Source organism: Mesorhizobium sp. M8A.F.Ca.ET.202.01.1.1 (assembly GCF_004791595.1).
Taxonomy (GTDB): Bacteria; Pseudomonadota; Alphaproteobacteria; order Rhizobiales; family Rhizobiaceae; genus Mesorhizobium.
The window spans coordinates 16689-34064 of record NZ_SRUN01000014.1; the positions used below are offsets into that span (position 1 = coordinate 16689).

Here is a 17376-nt window from a genome sequence, read left to right on the forward strand (position 1 = left end):
GAACCGTCATGAGCCAGAGCCGTTCGAGGGCCGAGTCGATCGGCCCTACCATCTCCTCGAACGTTTCGTGCCCATCCCTGTCCATGACCATTATACCCCCAAGACGACAGATATTCGCGATCACGGCATCGGGCAATGCCGCTGAATAGCCGGCCATGGACGATGGCTTGCGATCTTCCCCTGCTTTTCGATGGCCCGGCATTAAACCCCGCCACCACATCTGCTAGCGTGCCGCGCCATGAACATGCACAGCCCGAACGAGCCCGACGCCGCTCCCGAGTTGACGGCGGCGCCACAGCCAGGCGCCGCCGTCACGCCGATGATGGAGCAATTCATCGAGATCAAGGCGGCCAACCCGGATTCGCTGCTGTTCTACCGCATGGGCGATTTCTACGAGCTGTTCTTCGACGATGCCGAGAAGGCGAGCCGGGCGCTGGGCATCGTGCTCACCAAACGCGGCAAGCACCAAGGCCACGACATTCCGATGTGCGGCGTGCCGGTGCATGCGGCCGACGACTATCTGCAGAAGCTGATTGGCCAGGGGTTCCGCGTCGCCGTCTGCGAGCAGATCGAGGATCCGGCCGAGGCCAAGAAACGCGGTTCCAAATCGGTGGTGCGCCGCGATGTGGTGCGGCTGGTGACCCCGGGCACCATCACCGAGGACAAATTGCTGGCGCCGTCGGAATCGAGTTTCCTGATGGCGCTGGGCAGGGTGAAGGGCGGAGCGGACCACAGCTTTGCAATTGCCTGGATCGACATCTCGACCGGGGCCTTCCGCGTCGCCGAGACCTCCGCCGACCGGCTGATGGCCGACATCTTCCGTGTCGACCCGCGCGAGCTTATCATGGCCGAGCCGGTCTTCCATGATCCCGAGCTGAAGCCGGTGTTCGACGTGCTCGGCCGCATTGCCAGCCCGCAGCCGCCTCCGCTGTTCGATTCGGCCTCGGCCACGGGGCGGATCGCGCGGTTCTTCGAGGTGGCGACACCAGACAGTTTCGGCACGTTTTCGCGCGCCGAACTGTCGGCGATCTCGGGCGCCATCGCCTATGTCGAGAAGACGCAGAAGGCCGAGCGGCCACCGCTGTCGCGCCCCGAGCGCGAGGAGCAGGGCTCGACCCTGTTCATCGATCCGGCGACGCGCGGCAATCTCGAACTGTTGCGCACGCTGTCCGGCAGCCGCGAGGGCTCGCTGTTCAAGGCGATCGACCGCACGGTGACCGGCGGCGGCGCAAGGCTGCTCGCCGACCGGCTGATGGCGCCGCTGACCGACCCGGCGGCCATTGTCGCACGGCTGGATTCGGTGTCGTTCTTCCGTTCCGAGGTGCGGCTTTGCCAGGCGGTGCGGATGAGCCTGAAGAGCGTGGCCGACATGCCGCGTGCGCTGTCCAGACTGGCGCTCAATCGCGGCGGCCCGCGCGACCTCGGCGCACTGCGCGCCGGCTTCGAGGCGGCTGGCGCCATCGCCGAGACCTTTGCCGCGACCGCCCTGCCCCAGGAATTGGCCGGCGCGATGGCCGCGATTCAAGCGCTGCCCAAGGCACTCGCCCAGCATCTCACCCAGGCGCTCGGCGAGGAACTGCCGCTGCTCAAACGCGACGGCGGTTTCGTTCGCGGCGGCTATCATGCCGAACTCGACGAGATGCGGGCGCTGCGCGACGAGTCGCGCAAAGTGATCGCCGGGCTGGAGCGCTCGCTGATCGAGGAAACCGGCATCCGTTCGCTGAAGATCCGGCACAACAACGTGCTTGGCTACTACATCGAGGTGACGGCCAACCATCATGCAATCATGACCGGCAGCGATGGCGCCAAGGCGCGCTTCATCCACCGCCAGACCATGGCCAACGCCATGCGCTTCACCACGACCGAGCTCGCCGAACTCGAGACCAAGATCGCCAATGCCGCCGACCGGGCACTGAGCATCGAACTGGCAGCCTTCGATGCGCTGACGGCGGAGGCGGTCGGCGAGGCAGAGGCGATCCGCGCCGGCGCCGATGCGCTCGCCGTGCTCGATGTATCGGCGGCCCTCGCACTGTTGTCGGAAAGCGAGGCCTGGTGCCGGCCGGTGGTGGATTCCAGCCTTGCCTTCGAGATTTCAGGCGGCCGGCATCCGGTGGTCGAACAGGCGCTGCGCCGTTCGGGCGAAGGCCCGTTCGTCGCCAATGATTGCCACCTCTCGCCCGAGGGGACTGCCAGGAACGGCGCGATCTGGCTGCTGACCGGCCCGAACATGGGTGGTAAGTCGACGTTCCTGCGGCAAAACGCGCTGATCGCGATCCTGGCCCAGACCGGCTCGTTCGTACCGGCGGCGTCTGCCCATATCGGCGTCGTCGACCGGCTGTTCTCGCGCGTCGGCGCTTCGGACGATCTGGCGCGAGGCCGTTCGACCTTCATGGTCGAAATGGTCGAGACGGCGGCGATCCTCAACCAGGCCGGGGAACGCGCGCTGGTGATCCTCGACGAGATCGGCCGCGGCACCGCGACGTTCGACGGCCTGTCGATCGCCTGGGCGGCGGTCGAATATCTGCACGAGAAGAACCGCTGCCGGGCGATTTTCGCCACCCATTTCCACGAAATGACGTCGCTCGCCGGCAAGCTGGCGCGGCTTTCCAACGTCACCATGCGCGTCAAGGAATGGGAAGGCGAAGTCGTTTTCCTGCACGAGGTCGGCAAGGGTGCCGCTGACCGGTCCTACGGCGTACAGGTGGCGCGGCTCGCCGGCCTGCCGGAGGCGGTGGTCGAGCGGGCCAAGGCGGTGCTGCACCAGCTGGAGGAAGGCGAGGTCTCCGGCAAGACCAACCGGCTGGTCGACGACCTGCCGCTGTTTTCGGTGGCGGTGAAACGGGAAGCGCCAAAGCCGGTGAAGAGCGACGCGCTGGGGACCGCGCTCGGCGAGATCAACCCCGACGAGATGACGCCGAAGGAAGCGCTGGAGGCGCTCTACCGGCTGAAAGGGCTGGCGGGGAAGTAATTTTGCAATCTGGGCGGCGGAGGGGGAAATTGGCAGCACCGCCGCCTCAGATCATCTCCAGCCCGCGCTTGCGCTTCGGTGGCGGGAATGCACGGTCGAGATCGGCGATGTCCTGCGGCGTAAGCTTTATGTCCAACGCAGCGACATTCTGGCGGACGTGCTCCTGGCTGCCGGCCTTGGGAATGGCGATGACGCCGTCCTGCCGCATCACCCAGGCCAGGGCGATTTGCGCCGGTGTCGCACCGTGGCGTGTGGCGACCGCATCAAGCCTGGCATTGCGCGCCAGCGCGCCTTGCTCGACCGGCGAATAGGCCATCTGCGGGATGCCGCGTTTCCTCATCCAGGGCGCCAGATCGAATTCCGGGCCGCGCCGGACCAGATTGTAGAGCACCTGGTTGGTCTGGACATTGCCGCCGTCGTGCAGGCCAGCCAGTTCCTCCATCTCCTCGGTGTCGAAATTGCTGACGCCCCAATGCCGTATCTTGCCGGCTTTTTTCAGCGCCTCGAAGGCTTCCACCGTTTCCGATAGGGGCACGCTGCCCGGCCAATGCAGCAGATAGAGATCGATGCGGTCGGTGGCGAGGCGCTTCAGGCTGTTCTCGCAGGCGCGCTGCACGCCGGCCCTTGAAGCGTTGGAAGGCAAGACCTTCGAGACCAGGAAGACCTCGGCGCGGCGCCCGGCGATGGCTTTGGCCACCACTTCTTCCGCGCCGCCGCCGGCATACATTTCGGCGGTGTCGATCAGCGTGACGCCGAGGTCGAGACCGAGCTTGAGGGCATTTACCTCGTCGGAGCGGCGCCGCGAATCCTCGCCCATTTTCCACGTGCCCTGGCCGAGAACGGGTATGGCCTCGCCGCAGGGCAGTGTAGTGGTTCTGACGCTCGATTCCATGGCATGGCTCCGTCGGTACTCGATCGCATCGAGGCCTCGACGAGACTCCGCAAGGAGTTCTCGCCGGACCCTGCTTAGCGATGCCGGGAAGCTTACTTCACCGGATGGGCGGCGAGCCAGTCCTGCATCTGCTTGATTTCGGCTTCCTGCGCGGCGATGACGCCTTCGGCGAGTTTGCGGATTTCCGGATCCTTGCCGTTGGCCAGCTCGACCTTGGCCATGTCGATCGCGCCTTGATGATGCGGAATCATGCCGCGGACAAAATCGACGTCGGCGTTGCCGGTATATTGCGAGGCCATCATGTCGGTATGCATCTTGTCCATCGCCGCCTTGTAGCCCGCCGTCGAAGGGCTTTCCGCCCCCATGGCCATGGCGCCCATGTCGTGCTTCATCTCCTCGCTCTGCGCCGGCACGCTTTCGAGGAAGACGGCAAGCAGCATTCCGGCCGCCATCAGCAGCAGCACGAGTTTTTTAGCCAAGGTCATTCATGGTCTCCTGTTGGTTGGATTTCGTATCTGGGGGTTAATCTCAGAGTTTCAACGTTCTGAGCCGCAATGCGTTCGCGATCACCGAGACGGAGGACAGGCTCATCGCCGCCGCCGCCAGCATCGGCGACAGAAGCGTGCCGGTGAGCGGATAGAGCACGCCGGCCGCGACCGGCACGCCAAGCACATTGTAGAGGAAGGCGAAGAACAGGTTCTGCCGGATGTTGCCGATGGTCGCCTGGGCCAGGGTGCGGGCGCGGACGATGCCGTTGAGGTCGCCCTTGACCAAGGTGATGCCAGCGCTTTCGACGGCGACATCGGCGCCTGTTCCCATGGCGATGCCGACATCGGCGGCGGCAAGCGCCGGCGCATCGTTGACGCCGTCGCCGGCCATGGCGACGCCGGCACCCCTGCCGCGCAGTTCGTCGACGAGCGCTGCCTTCTGTTCCGGCAATAGACCTGCCCGAACCTCGTCGATGCCGAGACGTCCGGCGATCGCCTTGGCCGTGCGCTCATTGTCGCCGGTCGCCATGATGATCCTCAGCCCACTGTCATGCAGCGCCCTGATCGCCTCCGCCGTGGTCGCCTTGACCGGATCGGCGACGGCGACGATGCCGGCCAGCTTGCCGTCGACAGCGACGAACATCGCCGTCTTGCCATCGCCCTGCAATGCTTCCACGCGGCCCAGGATTGCGGAAACGTCGATGGCGAGATCGGCCATCATCGCGGCATTGCCGAGCGCGACCTTCTTGCCCGACACCGTGCCGGAAACGCCCTTGCCGGTAACCGCCTCGAAGCTGCTGGCCTCGGCGATCTTCACGCCGCGCTGGCCCGCCCCATCGACGATGGCCTCGGCCAGCGGATGCTCCGACCCCTTTTCCAGGGTCGCGGCGTACACCAGCAATTCGTCCTCGGAAAAGCCCGCGGCCGCGACGACGTCGGTCAGTTTCGGCCGGCCCTCGGTCAGCGTGCCGGTCTTGTCGACGATCAACGTGTCGACGGCGGCGAAGCGTTCGAGCGCGGCGGCTTCCTTTATCAGCACACCGGCATGCGCGCCGCGCCCGGTGGCGGTCATGATCGACATCGGCGTGGCGAGGCCCAGCGCACAGGGACAAGCGATGATCAGCACCGAAACCGCCGAGACGATGGCAAAGATCAGACTGGGCTCGGGGCCGAAGATCGCCCAGGCGATGAACGCGGCGACGGCGACCAGGACGACGGCCGGGACAAAGTAGAAGGAAACGCGGTCGGCCAGGCCCTGGATCGGGGCGCGCGAGCGCTGTGCCTTGGCGACGAGTTCGACGATGCGCGACAGCGTCGTCTCGGCGCCGATCCGCTCGGCGCGCATGATCAGCGAGCCGTTCTTGTTGAGCGTGCCGCCGGTCAAGGCGTCGCCTTCGGCCTTCTCGACCGGCAAGGGTTCGCCCGTGATCATCGATTCATCGATGGAGGAGCGGCCTTCCAGCACCGTGCCGTCGACCGGGACAGCATCGCCGGGACGGATGCGAAGGCGATCGCCGGCCTTGACCTCGTCCAGCGCTACATCGGTCTCGCCGCCGTCGTCTGCGATCCGCCGCGCGGTCTTCGGCGCGAGATCAAGAAGGGCGCGGATCGCCGATCCGGTCTTTTCGCGGGCGCGCAGTTCCAGTACCTGGCCGAGGAAGACCAGCGCGACGATGACGGCGGCTGCCTCGAAATAGACCGGCACCGTACCGCCATGGCCGCGGAACTGGTGCGGAAAGATGTCCGGGAAGAGCGTGGCGACGACGCTGTAGAGATAGGCGGCGCCGACACCGAGCGAGATCAGCGTCCACATGTTGGGGCTGCGGTTGAGGATCGAGTCCCAGCCGCGATGGAAAAACGGGAAGGCAGCCCAGAGCACCACCGGGCTCGCCAGGACCAGTTCGATCCAGACTTTTGCGCGATCCTCGACCAAGCCCTCCAGCGACAGGCCGACCATCGGCGCCATGGCGACGACCAGCAGCGGGACCGACAGCACCGCGCTCACCCAGAGCCGCCTCGTGAAATCGACCAGTTCGGGATTTGGCCCTTCATCGCCTGTCGGCACGCCCATGGGCTCGAGGGCCATGCCGCAGATCGGGCAGGAGCCGGGCTTGTCACGGATGATCTCGGGATGCATGGGACAGGTGTATTGCGTGCCCTTGGGCATCGGCGCCGGTGCCGGCCTGTCGCCGAGATAGGTCTGTGGCGCCGCCTCGAATTTCGCCTTGCAGCCGGCGGAACAGAAGTAGAAACCTTGGCCTTCATGGCGGACGAAATGTTTCGCCGTCGAGCGGTCGACGCTCATGCCGCAGACAGGGTCGGTGGCCGTCAGGTAGCTTTCCGGCTCGGACTGGAACTTCGAACGGCAGCGCTCGCTGCAGAAATGATAGAGGCGGCCGCCATGCTCTGATGTCGGCTTGCCGGCGGCCGGATCCACGATCATGCCGCAGACCGGGTCGAGCGGAACCGCATTCGCGGCGGCGCCTTTGGGCGCGCAGCAGCCGCCATGCGTATGATGATGGTGATCTGAATGCGTCATTTCGAAAATGCCTTGATGTCACTGCTTCGAGGTCGAGGTAGTGCTTCCAGTAACTGGAAGGTCAAGGGCTGTTTTGATTTTCCGATTCGGGCGCCGTGAAATCGATCGAACACCCCCTGCATAAAGGTCCATCTCGTGCTAAAACTTTGCTTGCTAATATTACTCGCCGCATCACGTTCATCTCGCTAGATTTCGGTCGACAATGAAGTGCCTGGTCATAAACCTCGATCGGTCCTCGGACCGACTTGCCCATATGAGAGCAGAATTCGGCCGTATCGGCGTCGCGTTCGAGCGCGTCGTGGCGGTTGACGGATACAGCCATCCCGAACTCGAACAGCAACCTCAGCATCCAATGTATGGACCCCGGCAACTATCGAGCAGCGAAATCGCCTGCCTGCACAGCCATCGTGCCTGCTGGTCGATCCTGGCGCGGGACGAGGCGCGCTACGGCGCCATCTTCGAGGACGACGTGGTCTTTTCCGCGAATGCCAGCTGCCTGCTTGCCGACTGCGGCTGGATCCCGGCCGACGCCGACATCGTCAAGCTGGAGACGTACTTCAGCAAGACCATAATCCAGCGGATGAGGATTTCCGCCGGTCATGGTTTTTCCGTGTCAAGGCTCTGCAAGTTCCATCCGGGAACCGGGGGCTACATCATCTCCAGGCAGGCCGCGCGCGATCTTCTCGAAGCGACCGAAAGGATCAACCTGACCGCCGATGACCTGATCTTCAACCCGGCGTTCGCGACATGGTCGAGCAACGCGATCTACCAACTTGTCCCGGCACTGTGCGCACAGGATCAAGTCCTCGGCGACAGGGCGCTGGGGATGCCAAGCCTGCTCGACCACGGACGCGAATCCAAATGGCTTGCCAGCGGCTTGATGACAAAACGCCGGCGGCCGATGACCGAGAAGATCAGGATCGAGATCGGGCGGGTCGTGGAATGGATCGTCGATTTCTGCAAGTTGCGGCGACGGACCGTCATCCCTCTCGCTTCGCCGGGGCCAAGGGATTAAGCAGGCTTCTCCGGGACCCACTCACAGCGCCGCCGAAACCGGGCGTAAATGCCGCCACAGGGCAGCTCCACCCAGCTCGCCAAGATGCTGTCGAGCAACCGAATCGAATTCCGTTTCGCGTCCGATGTCGCGAAATAGAAACCCTGTCCTGCGTCCAGAAACGGGTCATCGATCTAGTAACCGGAAGCTCAAGAGCCGCTTCGTCGCTGCTCGTTGCATTGCACCTTCGGGATTCCTGACGAAATAATCATGCGACCGGGCACCATCTGTGCTAGAGGGCGGCGACAGTCTCCTGGAAGTATAGATTTTATCCGAAAATGAAGTACCTGGTCATCAATCTTGATCGATCCCCGGATCGACTTGCCCATATCACCGCCGAGTTTGCCCGCATCGGCATCGCGTTCGAGCGCGTCGCGGCGGTCGATGCAAGACAACATCCCGACCTGGTGCTGCAACCCCAGCATGCCCGGTACGCCGAGCGACGCCTATTCGGCAGCGAGATCGCTTGCCTGCACAGTCACCGCGCCTGCTGGACCATCATTGCGCGGGACGACGCGCCCTACGGCGCCGTGTTCGAGGACGACATTGTGTTTTCCGCGAAAGCCGGTGTGCTGCTTGCCGATACGGGCTGGGTTCCGGCCGACGCCGATATCGTCAAGCTGGAGACATTCTTCCACAGAACGGTCATCCATCGGGCCGGCATCTCCGTCGGCCCGGGATTTTCCGTGTCCAGGCTGCGCAAGAACCACATAGGATCCGGAGGCTACCTGCTTTCCAGGCAAGCGGCCCGCGCCCTTCTGCGGGCAAGCGCGGAGGTCAACGTGGCGGTGGACAGCCTCATCTTCGACCCCGCATTCGCAACGGCAGCAGGCAAGACGATCTACCAGCTTGTTCCCGCGCTCTGCGCGCAGGACCAGTTCCTGCGCAACAGATTGCCAAGCCTGCTCCATCAGGAACGGCAAGCCGAGTGGACCGCGAGCGGGCAGGCCGAAAAACGCCGAAGGCCATTGTCGAAAAAGGTAGCGGTGGAGACCAGGCGGGTCGCCGAGTGGATCCTCGACTACTGCCAGTTGCGGCGACACGCGGTTATCCCGCTCGATCCGCCCGAAGCCGGACGTTAGATCTCTTGCCGCTACCGCCGGCGTGCCCGTGCCCACGCCGCGAAAGCAGGCTTGAGGCAGGCCTTTCGGTGCCCGTGTCGAAATTCCTGCTGAAGCTCGCCAGGATTGATCTCTGACGCTGCTTCGAATGAAGGCTCACGCCCTGTTTTAGCCGCGCTCATTTCGTCGCACCGCAAATTAGCCCCAGAAATGATCAGCAATCCCTAGACCTTCACGTGCTAGACGGCTCTGGCGATCCGCTGAAGGTAAAGCCTGCGTCCGATATGAAGTGCCTTGTCATCAATCTCGATCGTTCTCCCGAGCGGCTTGCCCATATGACCGCCGAATTTGCCCGCATCGGCATCGGGTTTGAGCGAGTCGCCGGGATCGATGCCAGGCAACATCCCGACCTGGTGCTGCAGCCGCAGCACGCGATACACGCCATCCGGCCTCTTTCCGGCAGCGAGATCGCCTGCCTGCACAGCCATCGCGCCTGCTGGACGATCATTGCCAAGGGCGACGCCCCGTACGGTGTTGTGTTCGAGGACGACATGGTCTTCTCTGGCAAAGCCGGTGCATTGCTTGGCGATACGAGTTGGGTGCCAGCAGACGCGGACGTGGTGAAGCTCGAGACGTTCTTTTCCAGAACTGTCATTCAAAGGAGAAGGACTTCCGCCAGGAACGGTTTTTCCGTGGTCCGGCTCCGCAAGGGCCATCCCGGGGCCGGGGGTTATCTCCTCTCGCGGCAAACCGCATGCGACTTCCTGGAAGCAACGGCGCAGGTCAACATAGCTGTCGATGATCTCATCTTCGACCCCACCATTTCAGCCGGCAAAACCGTCTACCAACTCGTTCCAGCGCTCTGCGCGCAGGACCAGTTCATTGGCGACGGGCTGCCAAGCCTGCTTGCCCCGGAACGGGATGCCGCGCGGACCGCGAGTGGACTTATGACAAAGCACAGGAAGCCGACAACCGCGAGAATCAGCAGGGAAGCCGGGCGGGCAGCGCGGCGGATCACCGATTTCTTTAAGCTGCGGCGGCGGATTGTCGTCCCGCTCGCTCCAGTCGAGGCAAACGACTAGAGCGTTTGCCGGATTGACAGCAGGCCATACCCAGCGCCGAGAAAACACGCTATAGACGCCGCCCAAAAGGCAAGGCCAACCGGTATCCATGGCGAAAATCTCCCTGAAGCTCGATGAACTGATCGACGGCGACGCTTTGCGCCGCGAGATGACGGCGCTGACCGCGGCCAGCGCCGGCGACGGTTCCAGCCAGGCCATCCGTGCCGCCGTTCTTCAGCTTCTCAAGGGGCGCCTCGCCGAGGGCCGCAAGACAGCCGAGGCCATGCTGATGCAAGATGGCGGCGGCAACGCCTGCGCCGAACGGCTGTCGCACCTGATGGACGAGCTGATCCGGGCGCTCTACGATTTTGCCGCGACGCATGTCTACCGGGTGAAGAACCGGTCCTCGGCCGAACGCATGGCGGTCGTTGCCGTCGGCGGCTATGGCCGCGGCACGCTGGCGCCGGGATCCGACATCGACCTGTTGTTCCTGCTGCCCTACAAGCAGACGCCGTGGGGCGAACAAACGGTCGAGTACATGCTCTACATGCTGTGGGACATGGGGCTGAAGGTCGGCCATGCCACCCGCAACATCGATGAGTGCCTCAGGCTGTCGCGCACCGACATCACCATCCGCACCTCGATCCTGGAGGCGCGATTCCTGTGGGGCGAACGCAAGCTCTATGATGAGCTGATGCTGCGCTTCGACCACGAGGTGGTGCGCACGACCGGCCCGGAATATGTGCAGGCCAAGCTCGCCGAACGCGACGAGCGCCATGCCAAGGCCGGCGAAAGCCGCTATCTGGTCGAGCCCAACGTCAAGGACGGCAAGGGTGGGTTGCGCGATCTGCAGACGCTGTTCTGGATCGGCAAGTATTTTTACCGCGTGCGCACCGGCGAGGAACTGGTCGAGAAAGGCGTCTTCACCGAGGCCGAGTATCGCGAGTTCCAGAAGGCCGAGGATTTCCTGTGGGCGGTGCGCTGCCACATGCATTTCCTCACCGGGAAGGCCGAGGAGCGGCTGCATTTCGACATCCAGCGCGAGATCGCCGAACGGCTCGGCTATACGACCCATCCCGGCCTGTCGGCGGTCGAACGCTTCATGAAGCACTATTTCCTCGTTGCCAAGGATGTCGGCGACCTGACCCGCATCTTCTGCGCCGCGCTGGAAGAGGAGCAGGCCAAGCACGTTCCCGGCTTCAACCGCATCTTCCTGACCTTCCAGCGCCGCAAGCGCAAGCTGGCCGGGACGTCAGACTTCATCGTCGACAACCATCGCATCAACATCGCCGACGACCAGGTGTTCGAGCGCGATCCGGTCAATCTTCTCAGGCTGTTCTGGTTCGCCGACAAGCACGGGCTGGAATTCCATCCCGATGCGCTGAAACTGCTCACCCGTTCGCTCGGCCTGGTCAACAAGTCGCTCAGGCGCGACGAGGAAGCCAACCGGCTGTTTCTCGACATATTGACCTCGGACCGCAACGCCGAACTCAACCTGCGGCGCATGAACGAGGCGGGGCTGCTGGGCCGGCTGATCCCGGATTTCGGCAAGATCGTCGCCATGATGCAGTTCTCGATGTACCACCACTACACGGTCGACGAGCACCTGATCCGCTGCATCGGCGTGCTGGCCGAGATCGAGCGCGGCGATGGCGAGAAGGTGCATCCGCTGTCGCATTCGCTGATGCCGGGCCTGAAGAAGAGCCGCGAGGCGCTTTATGTCGCCGTGCTGCTGCACGACATCGCCAAGGGCAGGCCTGAAGACCATTCCGAGGCCGGCGCCAGGATCGCAAGGCGGATCTGCCCGCATATGGGGCTTTCGCCGGCCGATACGGAAACCGTCGCCTGGCTGGTCGAGAACCACCTCGTCATGTCGATGACGGCGCAGACCCGCGACCTCAACGATCGCAAGACGATCGAGGACTTCGCCTCGATCGTGCAGTCGGTCGAGCGGCTGAAGATGCTGTTGATCCTAACCGTCTGCGACATCCGGGGCGTCGGACCGGGCGTGTGGAACGGCTGGAAGGGCCAGTTGCTGCGTACGCTCTACTACGAGACCGAACTGCTGCTGACCGGCGGCTTTTCGGAAGTCTCGCGCGCCCAGCGCACGGCGGCCGCGCGCGAACGCCTGGCGGAGGCGCTCGCCGACTGGCCCGACAAGGCGCGCAAGCGCTATGTCGGACTGCATTATGAAAACTACCTGCTGACCGTGGACCTGCCGGACCAGCTTCGCCACGCCGAATTCATCCGCGAGGCGGACGCGGCGGGCAACAAGCTCGCCACCATGGTCAAGACCCACCAGTTCGAGGCGGTGACCGAAATCACCGTGCTGGCGCAGGACCATCCCCGTCTTCTCTCGGTCATTGCCGGGGCATGCGCCGGCGCCGGCGGCAACATCGTCGACGCGCAGATCTTCACCACGTCGGACGGCCGCGCGCTGGACACGATCCTGATATCGAGGGAGTTCGACCGCGACGAGGACGAGCGCCGGCGCGCCGAGCGCGTCGGCAAGCTGATCGAGGACGTGCTGTCGGGCAAGAGCTGGCTGCCGGAAATGATCGAGAAACGGACCAAGCCAAGGCGCGGATCCAAGGTGTTCAAGATCCCGCCGCGCGCCGAAATCCGCAACGCGTTGTCGAACCGGTTTTCGGTCATCGAGGTCGAGGGGCTCGACCGGCCCGGCCTGCTGTCGGAAATCACCGGGACGCTGTCCGACCTGTCGCTCGACATCGCCTCGGCGCACATCACCACTTTCGGCGAGAAGGTCATCGACACCTTCTATGTCACCGACCTCACCGGCCAGAAGATCGACAGCCCGGCCCGCATCGCCACCATTCGCAACAGATTGATAGCGACGCTCGAAGGCGCGGCACTCGAACGCGGCGGCAAGGCCAGGGCAGCCGCCGAGTGACGGCCATCATCTCCTTCTTCCATTCCCACAGGCAGTCTGCGAACGCATGAGTCTCGTCAAGAAATTCGCTACCGTCGCTTCCGGCACGTTGATGAGCCGTGCGCTCGGTTTCGGCCGCGAGATGCTGATGGCAGCCGCTCTGGGCACCGGACCGGTCGCGGACGCCTTCAACGCCGCCTTCCAGTTCCCCAACACGTTTCGCCGGCTGTTCGCCGAGGGCGCCTTCAACGCCGCCTTCGTGCCGCTGTTCGCCAAGGAAATCGAGACGCACGGCACCGACGGCGCCAAGCGTTTCTCGGAAGAAGTGTTCGGGGTCCTGTTCTCGGCGCTCTTGGTGCTGACCATCGCCATGGAACTGGCGATGCCGCTGATCGTGCGCTACCTGGTGGCGCCGGGCTTCGCCGACACGCCGGGCAAGTTCGAGACGACCGTCACGCTTGCGACGATCATGTTCCCCTATCTCATCTGCATGTCGCTCGCCGCCATGATGGCGGGGATGCTGAACTCGCTGCGCCGCTATTTCGCGGCGGCGATCGCGCCGGCTTTCCTCAACATCATCCTGATCAGCGTGCTTGGCTACGCGTGGTACCATGGGCTTGATGCACATGCTGTCGGCTTCGCCCTGTCCTGGGGCGTACTGGCGGCGGGCATGGTGCAACTCGCCATCGTCTGGGTGGCGGTGCGCAATGCCGGCATCTCGATCGGCTTCCGCCGGCCGAAGATGACGCCGAACGTGAAACGGCTCCTGATCCTGGCGCTGCCGGCGGCGATCACCGGCGGCATCACCCAGATCAACCAGCTGATCGGCACGGCCATCGCCTCGGCGCAGGACAGTGCCGTCTCCTCGCTGGCCTATGCCGACCGCGTCTACCAGCTGCCGCTCGGTGTCGTCGGCGTCGCGGTGGCGATCGTGCTGCTGCCCGAGCTGTCGCGGGCGCTGAAGTCGGGCAACCTGATCGAGGCTGCCAATCTGCAGAACCGCTCCGTCGAATTCACCCTTTTCATGACCTTGCCTGCGGCGGCGGCGCTGTGGGTGATGTCGGAGCCGATCGTGCGGCTGGTCTACGAGCGCGGCGCCTTCGCCGCCAACCATTCGACCCCTGTCGTGGCGGCGATCCTTGCGATCTTCGGTCTCGGCCTGCCGGCCTTCGTCCTGATCAAGGCCTTCACCCCAGGCTATTTCGCCCGCGAGGACACGCGCACGCCGATGATCTTCGCCGCAATCTCCGTGGCGGTGAACGTCGCCACCGCGCTGACGCTGTTCCCGAGGATGGGCGCGCCTGGCATCGCCGTGGCGTCGGCCGTCGCCGGCTGGGTCAACGCGCTGATGCTGCTTGCCGTGCTGATCCGGCGCGGCCATTGGGGTCGCGACGTTCCGCTCTTGAAACGCATTCCGCGCCTCGTGCTGTCAGCGGTGGTAATGGGGGTCGCCCTCTATTTCGCCGAGCATTATTTCGCCGTCAGGCTCGGACCGGGCTCGCCGCTGGTGATCAAGGCAACGACCGTGCTGGCGCTGGTGGCCGGCGGGGCGACGCTCTATTTCGTCACGGCGTTCGCCACGGGCGGCGCCGATTTCGGCATGATCCGCAGGAATGTGAAACGTGGCTCAGGCAAGGCGGCGGTCAAGGACCCGTCCCAGGATTTATAGTGTCTGCGCCGCCCCTCATTGCCCTGCCGGGCATTTCTCCCCGTAGAACGGGGAGAAAGAGGCTGAGCGGGCTACGGCGCTTTTTCTCCCCGTCACTATACGGGGAGAAATGTCCGGCAGGACAATGAGGGGCGGCGCGAACCTGTCAGGACGAAGTCATCCGCCCAGCGGCCCAACTTCCGCCTCTTGATCCCGTCCGCCCCTTCGTTCATAAGCGCGCCGTCGAAAGACTTTCGCCGCGTGCGAAACGGCCCTCCACAAGCCACGAGGAAATCCATGTCCGCCTTCAAGCCACTCGTCTTCTCCGGCGTCCAGCCGACCGGCAATCTGCATCTCGGCAACTATCTCGGGGCCATCAAGAAATTCGTCGCCCTGCAGGATACGTCGGACTGCATCTACTGCGTCGTCGACCTGCATTCGCTGACCGCACAACTCGTCCATGACGACCTTGCCGACCAGACGCGGTCAATCACCGCGGCGTTCCTGGCCTCCGGCATCGACCCGAAGAAGCACATCGTCTTCAACCAGTCGCGGGTGATGCAGCATGCAGAGCTTGCCTGGATCTTCAATTGCGTCGCGCGCATCGGCTGGATGAACAAGATGACGCAGTTCAAGGACAAGGCCGGCAAGGACCGCGAGAACGCCTCGCTGGGCCTGCTCGCCTATCCCTCGCTGATGGCGGCCGACATCCTGCTTTATCGCGCCACCCATGTGCCGGTGGGCGAGGACCAGAAGCAGCACCTGGAATTGACCCGCGACATCGCCCAGAAATTCAACAACGATTTCTCCAACCGCATCGCCGGTCTTGGTGTCGGCGTCGAGATGCAGGTCGGCGAGGAGACGGTGAACGGCTTCTTCCCGATCACCGAACCGGTCATCGGCGGCCCGGCGGCGCGCATCATGAGCCTGCGCGACGGGTCGAAGAAAATGTCGAAGTCGGACCCATCGGATCTGTCGCGCATCAACCTGACCGACGATGCCGACACCATCTCGAAGAAGATCCGCAAGGCCAAGACCGACCCGGAGGCCTTGCCGAGCGAGGTCGACGGACTGGAAAGCCGGCCCGAGGCGGAGAACCTGGTCGGCATCTATGCGGGCCTCGCGGAAATGTCGAAGGCCGATGTGCTGAAGCAATTCGGCGGCCAGCAATTCTCCGTGTTCAAGCCGGCGCTGGCCGATCTCGCGGTGGAGAAACTGGCGCCGATCGCCAGCGAGATGCGCCGCATCCAGGGCGACCGCGCCTATGTCGACGCGGTGCTCCGGGATGGCGGCGAACGCGCCGGCGTGCTCGCCGAGACGACTATGAAGACGGTGCGCGACATTATCGGGCTGCTGCAGGGCTGAGCCCGATCGTCAATGCGCCGCCTCGTACCGGCCCAAGACATACTGGCCTATGGCCGGCGGCTTGCCGCCGGCCTGCCGCGGTGGCAGATTGCGGCCGAAAAGATACCGAGTAGATAGACATGGTCTCCAAACGCCTCAGCCGCGAAGCCGGTCATCGCAGGAAATTCCTGACGATCATCGATGACACGCCGGAATGCGAACGCGCCGTCGCCTACGCTTCGAAGCGGGCGCAGAGCACCAGCGGCACGCTGGTGCTGCTCTATGTCATCGTGCCGGACGACTTCCAGCACTGGCTGGGCGTCGAGAAGATCATGCGCGAGGAGGCGAACGCCACGGCGCGCGCGGCGCTGGACGGCTACGCCAACAAGGTGCGCCAGAAGCTCGGCATCGAACCGGAGATGGTCGTGCGCGAAGGCAAGCCGACCGAAGAGATCCACAAGCTGATCGAGGAAGACCAGGACATCGCCATTCTCGTGCTGGCGGCCGGCGCCGGCAAGGAAGGGCCGGGCCCGCTGGTCGGTGCCGTGGCCGGCAAGGGTGCCGCTTTCCCCATTCCGGTCACCGTTGTACCGCAGAATCTGTCGGATGAGGAAATCGACAGCCTCGCCTGAGGCCCGCCCGGGATTCATCTCCCCAGCCAGCAAAAACATTCCGCCGGCCGGCCGTTCCGGCGATGCGTTTCGCTTGAATGTCCCGCCGATAGAGCCTATTTAGAACTATTCCAAACTAGTTGCCCAAAACGGGCATGGAGACGGCCATGTTCATTCAGACCGAGTCGACGCCCAATCCCGCAACGTTGAAGTTCCTGCCTGGCAAGGAAGTGCTGCTCGAAGGCACCGCCGATTTCCGCGATGCTGACAGTGCGGCGACGGCCTCGCCGCTGGCTGGGCGGCTGTTCGAAATCCCTGGCGTCACCGGCGTGTTCTTCGGCTATGATTTCATCACCGTGTCGAAGGACGGTCCGGACTGGCAGCACCTGAAGCCGGCGATCCTCGGCGCCATCATGGAGCATTTCATGTCCGGCGCGCCTGTCATGGCCAAGGCCGGCCCCGCCGCCGAGACCAGCCAGACGGGCGAATTCTACGACAAGGCCGACGAGGAGCTCGTCATCACCATCAAGGAGTTGCTCGACACGCGCGTGCGCCCGGCGGTCGCCCAGGACGGCGGCGACATCACCTTCCGTGGCTTCGAGAACGGCACCGTGTTCCTGCACATGAAAGGTGCCTGCGCCGGTTGCCCGTCGTCGACGGCGACCTTGAAGCACGGCATCCAGAACCTGCTTCGCCATTTCGTACCGGAAGTGCAGCAGGTCGAGCAGGTTTCCTGATTCTTCTTCCGCGCCGCCGTCGATCTGCGAGCGCGGCCTGAAACATCCTATCCGCGAACAACAGAAAACCGGGCCGAATTGCC

The 17376-nt window shown here is 64.1% G+C and carries 12 protein-coding genes; 9 read left to right on the plus strand and 3 right to left on the minus strand.

Going from position 1 to position 17376, the window contains the following annotated elements:
• Positions 1-238: 238 nt before the first annotated feature.
• Positions 239-2968, plus strand: coding sequence for a DNA mismatch repair protein MutS (gene mutS / locus EN845_RS26480; protein WP_127873023.1), 2730 nt, complete (start codon positions 239-241; stop codon positions 2966-2968).
• A gap of 46 nt (positions 2969-3014) precedes the next feature.
• Here the strand turns inward: mutS and EN845_RS26485 are convergent, their stop codons facing one another.
• From EN845_RS26485 to EN845_RS26495, 3 genes are all read right to left on the minus strand, one after another.
• Positions 3015-3860 carry an aldo/keto reductase gene (locus tag EN845_RS26485; protein WP_127873022.1) on the minus strand — a complete coding sequence of 282 codons (846 nt, stop codon included), beginning with the start codon at positions 3858-3860 and terminating at the stop codon, positions 3015-3017.
• A 92-nt stretch (positions 3861-3952) separates the two neighbouring features.
• Positions 3953-4345, minus strand: coding sequence for a DUF305 domain-containing protein (locus tag EN845_RS26490; protein WP_127277847.1), 393 nt, complete (start codon positions 4343-4345; stop codon positions 3953-3955).
• 43 nt (positions 4346-4388) lie between these two features.
• Positions 4389-6887 carry a heavy metal translocating P-type ATPase gene (locus EN845_RS26495; protein ID WP_127873021.1) on the minus strand — a complete coding sequence of 833 codons (2499 nt, stop codon included), beginning with the start codon at positions 6885-6887 and terminating at the stop codon, positions 4389-4391.
• A 202-nt stretch (positions 6888-7089) separates the two neighbouring features.
• Between EN845_RS26495 and EN845_RS26500 the strand changes: the two genes are divergently transcribed.
• From EN845_RS26500 to EN845_RS26540, 8 genes are all read left to right on the plus strand, one after another.
• Positions 7090-7902 carry a glycosyltransferase family 25 protein gene (locus EN845_RS26500; RefSeq protein WP_127873020.1) on the plus strand — a complete coding sequence of 271 codons (813 nt, stop codon included), beginning with the start codon at positions 7090-7092 and terminating at the stop codon, positions 7900-7902.
• A gap of 317 nt (positions 7903-8219) precedes the next feature.
• The gene (locus EN845_RS26505) at positions 8220-9023 is read left to right on the plus strand and encodes a glycosyltransferase family 25 protein (RefSeq protein WP_127277845.1); all 804 of its coding nucleotides are present in this window, start codon (positions 8220-8222) and stop codon (positions 9021-9023) included.
• A gap of 263 nt (positions 9024-9286) precedes the next feature.
• On the plus strand, positions 9287-10084 hold the full coding sequence (locus EN845_RS26510) for a glycosyltransferase family 25 protein (RefSeq protein ID WP_127873019.1): 798 nt from the start codon (positions 9287-9289) through the stop codon (positions 10082-10084).
• Positions 10085-10172: 88 nt separating this feature from the next.
• Positions 10173-12974, plus strand: coding sequence for a [protein-PII] uridylyltransferase (locus EN845_RS26515; protein ID WP_127277843.1), 2802 nt, complete (start codon positions 10173-10175; stop codon positions 12972-12974).
• A gap of 46 nt (positions 12975-13020) precedes the next feature.
• Positions 13021-14622: a murein biosynthesis integral membrane protein MurJ gene (murJ, locus tag EN845_RS26520; protein WP_127873018.1), complete on the plus strand. Its 1602-nt coding sequence runs from the start codon at positions 13021-13023 to the stop codon at positions 14620-14622.
• Positions 14623-14898: 276 nt separating this feature from the next.
• Complete coding sequence (gene trpS, locus EN845_RS26530) at positions 14899-15966, plus strand: tryptophan--tRNA ligase (protein WP_127277841.1); 1068 nt, start codon at positions 14899-14901, stop codon at positions 15964-15966.
• A 119-nt stretch (positions 15967-16085) separates the two neighbouring features.
• A complete protein-coding gene (locus tag EN845_RS26535) occupies positions 16086-16577 on the plus strand; it encodes a universal stress protein (protein WP_010913128.1) in 492 nt (163 codons plus the stop codon).
• Between the two features lie 146 nt (positions 16578-16723).
• A complete protein-coding gene (locus EN845_RS26540; RefSeq protein WP_027142904.1) occupies positions 16724-17293 on the plus strand; it encodes a NifU family protein in 570 nt (189 codons plus the stop codon).
• Positions 17294-17376: the final 83 nt, after the last annotated feature.

What these genes read in the sequence shown, in the direction of transcription:
- EN845_RS26485 (WP_127873022.1), bottom strand. Translation starts at nt 3,860, where the DNA reads ATGGAATCGAGCGTCAGAACCACTACACTGCCCTGCGGCGAGGCCATA.
- EN845_RS26515 (WP_127277843.1), top strand. Translation starts at nt 10,173, where the DNA reads ATGGCGAAAATCTCCCTGAAGCTCGATGAACTGATCGACGGCGACGCT.
- EN845_RS26540 (WP_027142904.1), top strand. Translation starts at nt 16,724, where the DNA reads ATGTTCATTCAGACCGAGTCGACGCCCAATCCCGCAACGTTGAAGTTC.
- EN845_RS26495 (WP_127873021.1), bottom strand. Translation starts at nt 6,887, where the DNA reads ATGACGCATTCAGATCACCATCATCATACGCATGGCGGCTGCTGCGCG.
- EN845_RS26490 (WP_127277847.1), bottom strand. Translation starts at nt 4,345, where the DNA reads ATGACCTTGGCTAAAAAACTCGTGCTGCTGCTGATGGCGGCCGGAATG.
- EN845_RS26500 (WP_127873020.1), top strand. Translation starts at nt 7,090, where the DNA reads ATGAAGTGCCTGGTCATAAACCTCGATCGGTCCTCGGACCGACTTGCC.
- trpS (WP_127277841.1), top strand. Translation starts at nt 14,899, where the DNA reads ATGTCCGCCTTCAAGCCACTCGTCTTCTCCGGCGTCCAGCCGACCGGC.
- EN845_RS26510 (WP_127873019.1), top strand. Translation starts at nt 9,287, where the DNA reads ATGAAGTGCCTTGTCATCAATCTCGATCGTTCTCCCGAGCGGCTTGCC.
- EN845_RS26505 (WP_127277845.1), top strand. Translation starts at nt 8,220, where the DNA reads ATGAAGTACCTGGTCATCAATCTTGATCGATCCCCGGATCGACTTGCC.
- EN845_RS26535 (WP_010913128.1), top strand. Translation starts at nt 16,086, where the DNA reads ATGGTCTCCAAACGCCTCAGCCGCGAAGCCGGTCATCGCAGGAAATTC.
- murJ (WP_127873018.1), top strand. Translation starts at nt 13,021, where the DNA reads ATGAGTCTCGTCAAGAAATTCGCTACCGTCGCTTCCGGCACGTTGATG.
- mutS (WP_127873023.1), top strand. Translation starts at nt 239, where the DNA reads ATGAACATGCACAGCCCGAACGAGCCCGACGCCGCTCCCGAGTTGACG.